13 protein-coding genes are annotated in these 12,161 nt (G+C 69.9%); 6 read left to right on the plus strand and 7 right to left on the minus strand.

Annotation, left to right across the window (positions count from 1 at the left end):
• Nucleotides 1–99: 99 nt before the first annotated feature.
• The gene (locus tag ACFXK0_RS22540) at nucleotides 100–921 is read left to right on the plus strand and encodes an SDR family oxidoreductase (protein ID WP_379412612.1); all 822 of its coding nucleotides are present in this window, start codon (nucleotides 100–102) and stop codon (nucleotides 919–921) included.
• Between the two features lie 70 nt (nucleotides 922–991).
• Here the strand turns inward: ACFXK0_RS22540 and ACFXK0_RS22545 are convergent, their stop codons facing one another.
• Nucleotides 992–1,327, minus strand: a complete 336-nt coding sequence (locus ACFXK0_RS22545; protein ID WP_379412613.1) for a cupin domain-containing protein — start codon at nucleotides 1,325–1,327, stop codon at nucleotides 992–994.
• Entirely contained in the window at nucleotides 1,324–2,118 is a 795-nt protein-coding gene (locus ACFXK0_RS22550) for a class I SAM-dependent methyltransferase (RefSeq protein ID WP_379412614.1), read from the minus strand. Before ACFXK0_RS22550 ends, ACFXK0_RS22545 begins: the two co-directional genes overlap by 4 nt.
• An 86-nt stretch (nucleotides 2,119–2,204) precedes the next feature.
• Between ACFXK0_RS22550 and ACFXK0_RS22555 the strand changes: the two genes are divergently transcribed.
• The 4 genes from ACFXK0_RS22555 to ACFXK0_RS22570 all read left to right on the plus strand — a co-directional run bounded on the left by ACFXK0_RS22555 (nucleotide 2,205) and on the right by ACFXK0_RS22570 (nucleotide 5,057).
• Nucleotides 2,205–2,867 (plus strand): transcriptional regulator, encoded by a 663-nt coding sequence (locus ACFXK0_RS22555; protein WP_379412616.1) that lies wholly within the window; start codon nucleotides 2,205–2,207, stop codon nucleotides 2,865–2,867.
• Between the two features lie 190 nt (nucleotides 2,868–3,057).
• The gene (locus ACFXK0_RS22560; protein WP_379412617.1) at nucleotides 3,058–3,519 is read left to right on the plus strand and encodes a hypothetical protein; all 462 of its coding nucleotides are present in this window, start codon (nucleotides 3,058–3,060) and stop codon (nucleotides 3,517–3,519) included.
• 9 nt (nucleotides 3,520–3,528) lie between these two features.
• Nucleotides 3,529–4,230, plus strand: coding sequence for an ABC transporter ATP-binding protein (locus ACFXK0_RS22565; RefSeq protein WP_379412619.1), 702 nt, complete (start codon nucleotides 3,529–3,531; stop codon nucleotides 4,228–4,230).
• Entirely contained in the window at nucleotides 4,227–5,057 is an 831-nt protein-coding gene (locus ACFXK0_RS22570) for an ABC transporter permease (RefSeq protein ID WP_379412621.1), read from the plus strand. The genes ACFXK0_RS22565 and ACFXK0_RS22570 overlap by 4 nt, the downstream gene beginning before the upstream one ends.
• Here the strand turns inward: ACFXK0_RS22570 and ACFXK0_RS22575 are convergent.
• Complete coding sequence (locus ACFXK0_RS22575) at nucleotides 5,029–5,565, minus strand: DUF3145 domain-containing protein (protein WP_379412622.1); 537 nt, start codon at nucleotides 5,563–5,565, stop codon at nucleotides 5,029–5,031. The two genes, ACFXK0_RS22570 and ACFXK0_RS22575, sit on opposite strands and share 29 nt — an antisense overlap.
• A gap of 102 nt (nucleotides 5,566–5,667) precedes the next feature.
• The gene (locus tag ACFXK0_RS22580; protein WP_379412624.1) at nucleotides 5,668–6,483 is read right to left on the minus strand and encodes a serine hydrolase domain-containing protein; all 816 of its coding nucleotides are present in this window, start codon (nucleotides 6,481–6,483) and stop codon (nucleotides 5,668–5,670) included.
• 39 nt (nucleotides 6,484–6,522) lie between these two features.
• Between ACFXK0_RS22580 and ACFXK0_RS22585 the strand changes: the two genes are divergently transcribed.
• Nucleotides 6,523–7,722 carry a serine hydrolase domain-containing protein gene (locus tag ACFXK0_RS22585; RefSeq protein WP_379412625.1) on the plus strand — a complete coding sequence of 400 codons (1,200 nt, stop codon included), beginning with the start codon at nucleotides 6,523–6,525 and terminating at the stop codon, nucleotides 7,720–7,722.
• Nucleotides 7,723–7,881: 159 nt separating this feature from the next.
• Here the strand turns inward: ACFXK0_RS22585 and aztD are convergent, their stop codons facing one another.
• The 3 genes from aztD to aztB all read right to left on the minus strand — a co-directional run bounded on the left by aztD (nucleotide 7,882) and on the right by aztB (nucleotide 12,151).
• Nucleotides 7,882–9,048, minus strand: coding sequence for a zinc metallochaperone AztD (gene aztD, locus ACFXK0_RS22590; protein ID WP_379412627.1), 1,167 nt, complete (start codon nucleotides 9,046–9,048; stop codon nucleotides 7,882–7,884).
• A 26-nt stretch (nucleotides 9,049–9,074) separates the two neighbouring features.
• Nucleotides 9,075–9,974: a zinc ABC transporter substrate-binding protein AztC gene (gene aztC, locus ACFXK0_RS22595; protein ID WP_379412629.1), complete on the minus strand. Its 900-nt coding sequence runs from the start codon at nucleotides 9,972–9,974 to the stop codon at nucleotides 9,075–9,077.
• A 197-nt stretch (nucleotides 9,975–10,171) separates the two neighbouring features.
• Nucleotides 10,172–12,151, minus strand: coding sequence for a zinc ABC transporter permease AztB (aztB, locus tag ACFXK0_RS22600; RefSeq protein WP_379412630.1), 1,980 nt, complete (start codon nucleotides 12,149–12,151; stop codon nucleotides 10,172–10,174).
• Nucleotides 12,152–12,161 lie beyond the last annotated feature (10 nt).

The following is a 12,161-nucleotide window of genomic DNA, read 5'->3' on the forward strand; positions in this document are numbered from 1 at the left end:
CCGGCCGACGGACCCGTCGACGGCACGCGATGCCATGTGCCGGAATCGAATCCAGTGGGCACAATCGGTGGTCCAGCACAGCCGACCGGAAGGACAATCATGACCATCCTGGTGACCGGAGCCACCGCCAATATCGGCCGCAAGATCGTCGACCACCTGGTCGCGGCCGGTAGGACCGATATCCGCGCACTCACGACCGACCCCGAGCGGGCGGCGCTGCCGGCCGGTGTCGAGGCGTTCCGGGGGTATGTGCGGCGACCGGAGAGCCTGGCTGGGGCGTTCGACGGCGTCGATCGGTTGTATCTGGCACCCTCGGCCGACACTGTCACCGAGGTGCTGGCCCTGGCCCGTGCGGCGGGCGTGCGGCACGTGGTGGATCTGTCGGGTGAACCGGAGAGCTGGTGGGGCACGGTGTGCACGGCGGTGGAGAACAGCGGGATGTCCTGGACCCATCTCTGGCCGGCGGACTTCATGGAGAACACCATCACGTGGTCGCACCAGATCCGCGCGACCGGCGTCGTCCACGAACCGTTTCCCGATGCGGCGACCGCACCGATCGCCATGGACGACATCGCCGCCGTCGCCACCACCGCCCTGCTGTCGGACAGCACCGGCAACCGCGCCTACCCCCTGTCCGGCCCGGAGGTCCTCACCCGCACCGACCTGCTCGACCGCATCGCCACCGCCCTCGGCCGCGAACTCACCTTCGCGAAATCCTCCCGCGAGGAGACCATCGCCGCCCTCGCCCCCACCATGGGCGACCAGGCCACCTGGTATGTCGACAATGTCCTCACCGCCTACACCCCCGACCCCACCACCCTCCCGCTCACCAGCGTCTTCGACATCACCGGCCGCCCGGCAACGACCTTCGCCACCTGGGCTACCACCAACACTGCACCCTTCACCAGCCTGGACAGTTGATCACCAGGCTCTGGTGGCGGTGGCCTCTCGGCCGATGTGCACCGTAGAAGCCTGGTGATCAACTGTCCGACTACGTGGCGGTCACGTTTCGCTGGAGGGTGAGGTGGACGACGGCGTCTTCGCGGGCTTCGAGGCGGTGGGGGTCACCCGCGGCGAGGTAGATGGTGGTACCCGGTGCCAGGCGATGCGACTCGGTGGCGGCGCCGGAGGTGACGTCGAGGTCGATGATCCCGGCGACGCAGCTGATCAGGATCGGGCCGGGTGCGCGGTGCTCGTCGAGTATCTGGCCCTGCCGGAAACTGAGGCGTACCAAGGTGATTCCCGGTCCGGCCAGCAGCCGCTGGATGTTCGGCAGGTCGCCGTCCTTGGGCTGCCAGGTGGTGGTGTCGGTGACGAGGGTGGTCATGCGTTCGGCTTCCTGGCGATGACGGCGATGGCGGTCAGCGCCCGCTTGTGGGTGGTGAAGGTGGCGCGCATGGCGAGCACGCGCTGCCGGGCCGGCTTGTCGCGCAGCACGTTCCGGATGATCCGGGCGGTACCGCGCAGCCCTTCGTCGGCGAGCACGCGCCGCGGTTGCAGCAGCGCCATCGGCGCGAAATCGACTGTCTCGACGACGAATCCGCCCGCAGTGAGCAGTGCGGTCCACTCCGCGCGGGTGAGCGGCCTGGCATTGACCTTGATCGAGCGGGCCAGCGCCTTGCGGATCTCGGTTTTGACGGCGTCGTCGAGATCGTCGGGTTGCAGGGCGAGTTCGTGGATGGCGTAGCGCCCGCCCGGGCGCAGCACCCGGAACGCCTCGGCGATGATGTCGGCCTTGTGCGCGTCGGTCTGCATGGTGAGCATGGCCTCGCCGACGACCGCGTCGGCCGATTCGGCCGCCAGGCCGGTGGCGGCGGCGTCACCGGTGGTGATGGTGCCCGCGGATCCGACGACCTCGGCGCTGAGCGTGGCGGCGGCGGAGTCGGCCTCGACACCGCGGTAGCCGGCCGGGTCGCGGCGCAGGATGGCGGCGGCGGTGTGGCCGAGGCCGGGGGCGAGTTCGACCACGTCGGCACCGGTCAGATCGGCCGCGTCGAGCATGCGTTCGGTGAGCTCGATCCCGCCCGGTCGCAGCACGCGTTTGCCCAGGCGGGCGAGCAGCCAGTGCCCTGGAATGTGCGCGGAATCGCGGTGGTCGAAGGGCAGCGGTGTGGTCATGGTGGGTTCCTGTCGGTTCGGCCGCGCGCGGCGGCGGTCCTACAATCGAGGGAGAAGTCGCCGGTCACGGCGTGAGAGGAGCGCCGATGGTCAGCACACCCCGGCAGCGCGACAGGGTGCTCGCGCTGGTGCGTGATTCGCTGGAGCCGCTGGACGCGCCGGTCGTCGCGCAGTCGCTGGGCATCCACATCACCACGGCGCGGTTCCACCTGAACGCGCTGATCGACGCGGGTCTGGTGGAGGGCACCTGGCTGCCGTCGGAGACGGTGGGCCGCCCGCGCAAGGGGTACGTGGCGGTCGGCGCCGATCCCGCCGCGCCCGTGCTGGACGCGCTGCTGGCCCAGCTCGGCGACACCGCCGCCGCACGACGCGCGAAAGCCGCTGCGGCCGGGCGGATGTGGGCCGACAGCCTGACCGATATCGGCGAGACTCCCGCCGAGCTGCCGGATCCGGTGACCGTCGTGACCACGACGCTGACCCGGCTCGGTTTCCAGGTGTCCTCGGCGGTGTCGAGTTTCGGTACGCACGAGATCCAGCTGTGCAACTGCCCGCTGCGCCGCATCGCGCGCAATGCGCCCGAGATCGTGATCGGCATCCAGCAGGGCATGATCGAGCGCATTCTCGAACGGCATTCGCCCACGCTCGCAACACAATTCGATGTCGATGTGCGGCCCGAGGCAGGTGGGGACTGCGGTGTCACCCTGCGGCTGACCACCCGATCGGCACGGACCGCGCCGATCGCGGGCTGAGTTCCGCACCGGCATCCGATCGCCTCCTTCCGCGCTGCACCACCGACGGACAGGGTTGCCCGCAGCCTTGGTTAGATCTTATTTAAATGAACCTTGACCGACGCCATAAGGCTAGGCTAACTTACTGCCATCAACTGGCATTTTGCCAGGAATCCGGAGTGTAACTCCGATCACCCGAAGGGTTGAATAAATGATGAGCAGCATCCTGCGGGCGGCGTCGGCCCTTACCGTCGCCATCGCGGCCGTCCTGCTGTCGGCGCCCGCGTCGGCCGATCCGGGCAGCTTCCGCATCACCAGCGAGGTGCCCACCCTGGCCGAACTGAACGAGCAGGTGCGCTTCCTGGTGGAGACACCGGCCGCCGACGAGGCCAAGGCCGCGAATCTGGAGGGCGGCATGAACGCGGTCATCGTGCCGCGCACCGTCTACAACCTCGGCCTGTTCCGCGCGCCGCAGGGCTGGAACGAGGTGACCGGCCCGGAAACCCATCAGGGCGATGTGCACACCGCGATCCTGCACAGCAGCTCCGCCGGCCGCCCGAGCATCACCATGCGGGTGACCTGGAAGCGTATCGACGGCACCTGGAAACTGGCCAACGAATCACTGTGCGCCGGTGTGAAAACCGTCGGCCTGCCGATTCCCTGCGACTTCTGACCCGACCCGATGATCGACATCCGCGACCTCACCGTGCGTTTCGCGGACACCACGGTGCTCGACATCCCCGCACTGACCGTCCCCGACGCGGCGGTGACCTATCTGCTCGGCCTCAACGGCACCGGCAAATCCACCCTGCTGCGCTGCGTCTGCGGGATCATCGGCCCCGCCACCGGCACGATCCAGGTCGACGGCGTGCCGGTGCGGGCCGGTCGCGCCACTCCCGCCGGGCTCGGCATGCACCTGGACTACCGAGCGTTCGATCCTCGCCACACCGCCCGCCGTCATCTGCGCTGGATCACTCGCTCGTGCGGGCTGCCCGCCGGGCGCGTCGCCGAGGTGCTGGACGCCACCGGACTCGCCGACGTCGCCGACCAGAGGCTGGCCCAGTTCTCCCTCGGCATGCTCCAGCGCGTCGGCATCGCCGCGGCACTGCTGTCGCGACCACGCACGGTGCTGCTCGACGAACCGCTCAACGGTCTCGATATCGCGGGCATCCACTGGATGCGCGGGCTGCTGCGCGAACTCGCCGACGCGGGCAGTTGCGTGTTGGTCACCTCGCATCTGCTCGACGAGGCCGAGCGCAATGCCGATCGCGTCGTCGTACTCGGCGCGGGCCGGGTGCTGGCCGACGCGCCCCTGCCGGAGTTCGTGCCCGCCGGCGACCGGCTCGAAGACGCCTACCTGCGGATCACCGGCGCCGCCGCATGAGCGCCGTGGGCCGCGCCCTCGCCGCGGAGTGGACCCGCACCGGCGGCCGCAGCTTCCTCTGGCTGATCGCCGTGCCGCTGACCCTGGCGCTGCCGCTGCTGATCACCTTCGGCATCGCGACCGTCGCCGAACGATTCGCCGCCATCCCCGGCCAGCTCCAGGTAACCTCGGTCAGCACCACGAACTCGGTCTACTGGGTGATCACCTTCGCGACCGGCATCATGATGGTGACCGCGGCCTACGCCCACGCGAGCCAGTCCCGCGGAAACCTGCGCGACCTCAACGCTTTCCTGTTCCCCCGGCTGTGGACCGCGGCCCTGGCGCGCTGGCTGTTCTACGGCGCTGTCGCCGCGGTGTCGACGGTAGTGCTGCTCGTGGTGGTGCTGACCGCGCTCCCTGCCCTGTTCCCCCTGGTCTACGGCGAGGTGTCGATCGGCGATCCGGCCGGCGTGCGCTTCCTGTGGACGGTCCCGCTCTACGCGTTCGCCGCCTGCGGCATCGGTATCGCGGCCGGTTCGCTGATCCGCACCCCGCCCGCGGCGATCGCGGTCCTGCTGTTCTGGGTCTATGTGGCCGAGAACTCGATCAGCCTGTTCCCTGACGGCTACACCTTGCAGGCTTTCGCGCCGTTCCTCAACGCGGTCGCCGCCACCGGCCAGGAACTGGCCTTCCTCCCCCGCTTCGGCCGCGACGGCTCCCTGGCGTATTTCCTCGCCGTCGCCGTCGCCCTGTTCGTGGTCTCGCAACTGGCGGCCCAGTGGCGCCGGCGCGGTGGACCGCGGTTGTGCGGCCGAGAGGTCAGCCGACGTCGCGGCGCAACCAGGTGACTTCCGCGCCGGTGCTGTCGGTGCCCTGGCGGAAGGCCTCGAGGTCGTCGTCCCAGGCGGTGCCGAGGGCGCGGTCGATCTCGGCGGACAGGTCGTAGGTGCCGTGGGCGCCGAGTTCGCCCGCGGCTTGCAGCAGTGCGCGTAATCGCATCTCGCCCAGCATCACGTCGCCGTTGGCGCCGGTGGAGCCGTGCCACAGACCGAGCGCGGGGACGAAACTGTAGCGCTCGCCGTCGACGCCGTCGCTGGGGTCCTCGGTGACTTCGAAACGCAGTACCGGCCAGGCGCGCAATGATTGGGCAATCCGGGCCGCGGTGCCGACCGGGCCGATCCAATCGCTGGTGGCCCGCAGTTGTCCGTCGGCGGGTTGCGCGGTCCAGCGCAATTTCGCCGGCGACGAGAGCGCCGTCGACAGTGCCCATTCGACGTGCGGGCACAACGCGGCGGGCGATGAGTGGACATAGACCACACCCGCCGTCGCGTCAGCGAACTGACTCGATGCGCGCACTACCAACACCTCCAGCCTCGACAAGGAGCGTCTTCCCCAACGACCCGTCGCGGACTGGCGTGGCCCGAGTGTACTGAAGTGTTCGGTGTTGCGCGTGTTACTTCACAGCGTGTTATGTGTCTCTGCGATTACGGAATCGCTGAATTTCGGCCACGCTGTTCTGGCCCAGTCCCCGAAATTCTCGTCGCTCAGCGCGATCGTCGCCACCGCGATTTCCGGGTCGACCCAGAGGAAGGTGCCGGACTGCCCGAAGTGCCCGTAGGTGCGTCCGGAATTGCCGGATCCGGTCCAATGCGGGGCTTTTCCATCGCGGATTTCGAATCCCAATCCCCAGTCGTTGGGTCGCTGGGAGCCGAAACCGGGGAGGATGCCGTCGCGGCCGGGGAATTGCACCGAGGTGGCTTCGGTGAATGTTTGCTGAGATATCAATTCGGGTGTCAGCAACTCGGCGGCGAACAAGGTCAGGTCACGAACCGACGCCTTACCCGCATGGCCGGCGGAACCTTCGAGGACCGCGGTCGTCATACCGAGTGGCTCGAATACCGCCTCGTGCAGATAGCGCGGGAATTCGATCCCGGTCTCGGCGGTGAGGAAATCGGCGAGCAGTTCGAAGCCGGCACTGGAGTAGATGCGGCGCGTACCGGGCGCGGCGATCACCTCGGGGGTGGCGAAAGCGACACCGGAGGTGTGGGCGAGCAGATGGCGCACCGTCGCGCCGGGCGGGCCCGCGGGCTGATCGAGTTCGATCGCGCCCTCTTCGATCGCGACCAGGACGCCGTAGGCGACCAGCGGTTTGGTGACCGAGGCCAGCCGGTAGACCCGGTCGATGTCACCGGTGGCCGAGATTCCACTCGCGGTGCACACCGCCGCGGCGGCATGACGCACCGGCCAGTGCTTGACCTGCTCCAAGGAACGCATATCCGGCAGCGTACGAGACGCGGCTACGATCGGGTCATCATGAGTCCCGCTCCATCGATCCACGGCGACGTGGCGGCCGGTTTCGGCCCCGTCGCCGACGCGTTCCGCCGCAACTTCACCACCCACGGCGAGATCGGCGCCGCCGTCGCCGTCTACGCCGGTGACCGGCCGCTGGTCGATCTGTGGGCCGGCCATCGCGATCGCGCGCGCGAGGTGGCCTGGGAACGCGACACCATCGTGCCGGTGTTCTCCTCCTCGAAGGGGATGTCGGCGTTCACCCTCGCGGTGGCGGTCTCGCGCGGGCTGCTCGGCTACGCGGCGCCGGTGGCGAAGTACTGGCCGGAGTTCGGCGCGCACGGCAAGGAACGGATCACCGTCCGGCAGCTGATCGATCATCAGGCCGGGCTGTCCGGGCTGGACCGGATCGTGAAACTGGGCGAACTCGCCGACCGGGATGCGCTCGGCGAACTTCTCGCCGCGCAGAAACCCGCCTGGCGGCCGGGCACCCGGCACGGTTATCACGCCCTCACCCTCGGGCTGTATCAGAGCGAGCTGCTGCGCCGGGTCGATCCGGCGGGCCGCAGCCTGGGCCGGTTCTTCGCCGAGGAGATCGCGAGCGCGGTCGATGCCGATCTGTTCATCGGCCTGCCCGCGTCCGAGCCGATGGAGCGCGTCGCCCAGCTCTCGGCCACCAAGGGTCTCGACATCCTGCGCTACGAGCTCGCCGACATCCCGCTGCGGATCGGCGCCGAGGTCTACGCCAAGCGCGGGTATTCCTATGCCGCGCTGACCAATCCGCGCCCCGGCGCACCCGCCCGGGCCGCGCGCCGGGAATTCCTCGAGGTCGAATGGCCGGGGATGAACGGCGTCGGCAATGCCAGGGCGCTCGCCCGCGTGTACGGCGCGGCGGCGGGACGCACCGGCGCGCTGCCCATCGGCGAGGAGGTACTCGATCTCCTCGCGGCCGCCGACACCGCCGACGAGGTACCCGCCGACGACCTGGTCCTGCACACCAAGAGCCGCTACCACCTCGGCTTCCGCAAATCGCGCGGCAGCTTCCGGTTCGGCTCGGACAAGCGCGCCTACGGCACCACCGGCCTGGGTGGCTCCTTCGGATTCGCCGACCCGGCAACGGGATTGGGCTTCGGCTACAGCATGAACCGGCTCGGCATGGCCATCCTCGACGACGTCCGCAGCCGCAACCTGCGCGAGGCCGTCATGCGGTGCGCCGCGGGATAGAACGAACGGTGCCCGCGCCCCGAACCTGTCGGGACGCGGGCAGCTGGTCGTCGTCGCGGACGGCAATGCCGCAAGCGGGGTGCAAGCCACAAGCGTGGTGCAGTGCCGCCGTCAGCGGGTCGATCCCGCCGTCAGCGGACCAGTTCCGCCCGCTGCGGGTCAGTGGCCGGTGACGCCGGTGATCTCGTTCGGTGTGGCGGCGAGAGTCGCGGTGGCCGTGACCTTTCCGTCGGTCAGGTCGACGCGGTGGACCTGCTTGGCGGCCGGGTCGCTGACGTAGGCGATGCCGTCGCGCACGAACAGCGCCGGGCGCGGCGACTGCCAGTCGAGGGGCTCGGACCAGGTGTCGAGGACCGGGATGGTGCGGGTGACGGTGCCCGCGACCGGGTCGATGACGTGGATCTTGCCGTCGGTGCCGAGCACCAGCGCCTCGCCCTGCGGGCCACGGCCCAGCGAGCGGAAGGTGTAGCTGGTGCCGATGTCGACCAGGCGCAGCGTGCCGTCGGTGGTGTTCACCAGCGAAATCCGCTGTGGGCGTTCGAGTTCGGCGTCCTTGTCCTGTTTGTAGTCGCCGAGCACGATGGGCGAGACCTCGCTGCCTGCCATATTGCCGATGCGGCCGTACGGCGTCGGGCTGGCGACCTTGGTGATCTTCCCGTCGCGATAGACCACCGCGCCGGTCTGGCAGCCGACCACCACCGCCTCACCCTGCGCGGTGGCCTCGCCGTGCACGCCGGGGCAGTCCTCGTTGCGGGCGAGTTCCTTGCGGGCGCCGTCGAGGGCGACGATACCGACCCGCTTGTCCTCGGTGCCGAGGGTGAGCACCAGGTCGCCGTCGCTCAGCTCGATCGCGACACCGTGGTGCGGGGTGGCGGCCTGGTACACCTCGGTCGCCGGCTTGTCCTCGCCGAGCGCGGCGGTGTCGACGATGGTGACCTCGCCGGAACCGTCGGCGAACAGCACGGTCTTGCCCGCGTGCCGCACGACGTGGCCGGGCTTGCTCGCGGGGAACTCCGTGCCGGTGAAGGCGGCATCGTAGGCGTCGAAGACGCGGAAGCCGTCCTTGGTGGAGACCATCAGGTGCTCGTCGTCGCCGGCGGGGTTGAGCCGGTTGAAGCCGGGGAGATCCACCTGGCCACGCTGGGCGAGGGTGGCGCCGTCGAGGACGTAGATGCCGCCGTCATAGGTGAGCGCGATGGGTTCGGCGCCCGGTGTGCGCGCGTGGTCGGCACCGGGATCGTCTGTGCCACAAGCGCTCAGCGCGATCACCGAGGCGAGGACCCCGGACATGGTCACCAGCGTGGTGGTCCGTGACCGAATCTGCATGTGCTGCTCCATTTCTCCTGCGTGTACTACGTGGTGGCGGTCAGCCCGCCGACGATGGCTTCGGTGTTGGTGCGCGCCATCTCGAGATAGGTGGCCGCGCCGCCGCCGGGTGCGCTCAGCGATTCGGTGTGCAGGGCGATCACCCGTACCCGCAGCCCGGTGTGTTCGGCGAGCACGCGCGCGAGCCGGTCGGGCTGGGCGGAGTCGGCGAAGATCGCCGGGACGCCCGCGGTTCTGATCGCTGTGGCGAGCGAGTCGAGGTCGGCGGCGCTCGGCGAGGCGAGCGTGGTGCCGCTGGGGATCACAGCGCCGATCACCTGGAAGCCGAAACGCTGGGCGAGATAGCCGAAGACGTGATGGTCGGTGACCAGCTGTTTGCGTTCGGGGGCGATGGTGGCGAACCGGTCGGCCATCCACCGGTCGAGCTGGTCCAGTTCGGCGAGGTAGCGGTCGGTGTTGGCGCGCACCGCCGCGCTGTCGACGCCGTCGACCCGCGCGAGCACTTCGGCGCTGATCGCCTCGACCGCCTTGCGCACCCGCTGCGGGTCGGTCCAGAAGTGCGGGTCGGGTGTGCCTGCCGAATCGTCGGAGGTGTAGTCGATCGGGTCGACCCCCTCGGCCACCGCCAGCGTCGGAACTCCCGCTGCCGCAGCGGCTTCCACATGCTTGGCGATACCCTCTTCGAGACCCAGACCGTTGTGCACGACCAGCGCCGACCGCTCGATCTCGGCGGCCTGACGGGCCGAGATGGCGAAGGAATGCGGATCGGCCCCGGTTTGCATGAGCACCGTCACCGGCACCGCGTCACCGACCACGGCCTTGGTGAGATCCCCGAGGATATTGGTCGTCACGATGATCCCGGACCGATCGGCGTCAGCCGAACAGCCACCCACCAGCACCACCGCCACCGCAGTGACCACCGCCACCGCGACACTCCGCACCCACCGCGAACCCCGACCACCCGCCACCGCACCCCCACGGCGGGCCACTGCCACGCCTCCCGACCTGGGCATCGCAGGCTCAGGTCGCCCAGCTGCCGTCTCGCCACGCCACGCGGGCACCGCCTCGTGACAGCGTGTGACCGTTGCTTCGTCGTGGTGGGAGGTGAGGGATTCGTTCATCATCAGAGCCCGGTTTCCACGAGTAGCGACGGCGCGATGTCCAGGCGGAAGGTGCGCGCGACGCGGAGGTTGTCGTTGTAGGCGATCTCGTGGACGGCTCGTCCGCGAATGTCGTTGAGGTAGGCGCGTTCCGGGTCGACGCGGATGACCGGTGATCCTTCGACGGGGCCGTCGAGCAGGGCGGCCCGCGCGGTCTCGGCACCGGTTTGCGGATCGAATCCGTGCAGGACGCCGTCGCGGGTGAGCACCAGCAGGGCGGCGCCCTCGCCGGCGGTGTTGACCGCTATGGCGTCGGCGACCGGGGTTCGCGTCCAGGTCTTCTTCCGGATGTCCAGGGTCCACACACCGTCGCGCCCGGCGAGCGCGGTCAGCGTGGTGCTGCCGGGGCGGTGGGTGAACGCCGTCGCCCGATCGGCCGTCGGGCCCGGATACGGGATCTTCTCGGCGATGAACGCGCCGTCACGCTGCGCCACCACGAGCGCACCGTCCGCGCACCCGAACACCACCCCGCGCCGCGTCATCGCCTGCCCCTGCGGCTGCGCGCACGTCTCGGCCTGCACCTCCCCGGCACCGCCGTCGCGCCCGCGCACCTCGACCCGCCCGCTCGCCTCGGCGACAACGATCCGCTCCGCGTACGGCACCGCGATCCCGTCGACCCGCCGCGGCTCCGGCACCGTCCCGGCGTCCAGCGCGGCCCGATCGAGCACGAGCGTCCGCCCATCCGCCGAAACCACCGTCACCACCGCCGGATCCCCGTACGCCCCGACCACCGCCCCCCGCTCGACAGTGCCCAGCGCGCGGATCGGTGCGCTGTAGTAGTGCTTGTGGTCGCTGTGGTCGACGGTCCACGCACCGCCGTCGACGACGCCGATCCGGTCGCCGGAACCCAGGTAGGCGAATCGTCCGTCGGTGGCTATCGACGAGGCCGCCGGAAGTGGTTGCGCTGGAGCACTTTCCACCGTGGTGACCTGTTCGGTCAGCAGGTCGAGTACGCGTACGGCGCCGGTCGTGTCCGCCAGGATCAGCCGGGTCTGGACTTCGCTCATCTCCTCGGCGCCCGCGACGAAGCCGTGCGGTGTCTCCGGTGCGGCCGGGGGCTCCGCCGCCCCGCAGCCGACCAGCGGTAGCGCGGCCAGCGCGGCGACCGAGGCGGCGCCGGCCCGGCCGAACCGGGCGCGCACCGCCGACGCGATCGCCGACAGGAAGAATGTCGCGACCGCCACCGCCGCGATGGTCGCGCCGGCCGCCGTACCCGCGTGCCACGAAATGAGCAGTCCGGCAACGGTACTCAGCCCACCGATCAGCGCCGCCAGGCCCATGATCACCGGAATCCGGTCCGACCAGTACAGCGCGGCGGCCGGCGGCGCGATGAGCAGGCCGAAGACCAGCAGCGTCCCGACGACGTGGAACGAGGCCACGATCGCCACCGTCACCAGGCCGATCAGCGCCGCGTCGGCCAGCTTCGGGCGCAGGCCGAGGGTGTGCGCCTTGCGCGGATCGAAGGTCAGCGCGACGAAGGCGCGGTGCCCGAGCACGGTCACCGCGAGCGCGATCAGCACCGCGATCCCGAGGTAGCCGAGATCGCGCGAGCGCACGGCCAGGACGTCACCGAAGAGGAATCCGGTCAGATCCACCGCGAACGACTGCGACCGCGACACGATGATCACACCCACCGCCAGCATCCCCACGAACAGCAGCCCGATCGCGGTGTCGGCCGCGAACCGGGTGTTGCGGTTGAGCGCCGACACCCCGAACGCCATGGCCGCGCAGCTGATCGCCGCGCCGACGATCAGGTTCCCGCCGAGCAGCGCCGCCACCGCGACCCCGGGCAGCATGCCGTGCGCCATCGCGTCGCCGAGAAATGCCATGCCGCGCACCACCACCCAGGTTCCGGCGAGGGCGCACACGCACGATACGAGCAGCCCACCCCACAGCGCTCGCTGTACGAAAGCCACCTCGAACGGGGCGATCAGCCAATCCATAGCGCGGAAC

Origin of the sequence: Nocardia sp. NPDC059177, assembly GCF_042755165.1 — a bacterium.
Taxonomy (GTDB): domain Bacteria; phylum Actinomycetota; class Actinomycetes; order Mycobacteriales; family Mycobacteriaceae; genus Nocardia.

Excerpts from the sequence above, each read along its gene's own strand:
- ACFXK0_RS22550 (WP_379412614.1), bottom strand. The coding sequence starts at position 2,118 with ATGACCACACCGCTGCCCTTCGACCACCGCGATTCCGCGCACATTCCA.
- aztD (WP_379412627.1), bottom strand. The coding sequence starts at position 9,048 with ATGCAGATTCGGTCACGGACCACCACGCTGGTGACCATGTCCGGGGTC.
- ACFXK0_RS22565 (WP_379412619.1), top strand. The coding sequence starts at position 3,529 with ATGATCGACATCCGCGACCTCACCGTGCGTTTCGCGGACACCACGGTG.
- ACFXK0_RS22540 (WP_379412612.1), top strand. The coding sequence starts at position 100 with ATGACCATCCTGGTGACCGGAGCCACCGCCAATATCGGCCGCAAGATC.
- ACFXK0_RS22580 (WP_379412624.1), bottom strand. The coding sequence starts at position 6,483 with ATGCGTTCCTTGGAGCAGGTCAAGCACTGGCCGGTGCGTCATGCCGCC.
- aztB (WP_379412630.1), bottom strand. The coding sequence starts at position 12,151 with ATGGATTGGCTGATCGCCCCGTTCGAGGTGGCTTTCGTACAGCGAGCG.
- ACFXK0_RS22570 (WP_379412621.1), top strand. The coding sequence starts at position 4,227 with ATGAGCGCCGTGGGCCGCGCCCTCGCCGCGGAGTGGACCCGCACCGGC.
- ACFXK0_RS22555 (WP_379412616.1), top strand. The coding sequence starts at position 2,205 with ATGGTCAGCACACCCCGGCAGCGCGACAGGGTGCTCGCGCTGGTGCGT.
- ACFXK0_RS22560 (WP_379412617.1), top strand. The coding sequence starts at position 3,058 with ATGATGAGCAGCATCCTGCGGGCGGCGTCGGCCCTTACCGTCGCCATC.
- ACFXK0_RS22545 (WP_379412613.1), bottom strand. The coding sequence starts at position 1,327 with ATGACCACCCTCGTCACCGACACCACCACCTGGCAGCCCAAGGACGGC.
- ACFXK0_RS22585 (WP_379412625.1), top strand. The coding sequence starts at position 6,523 with ATGAGTCCCGCTCCATCGATCCACGGCGACGTGGCGGCCGGTTTCGGC.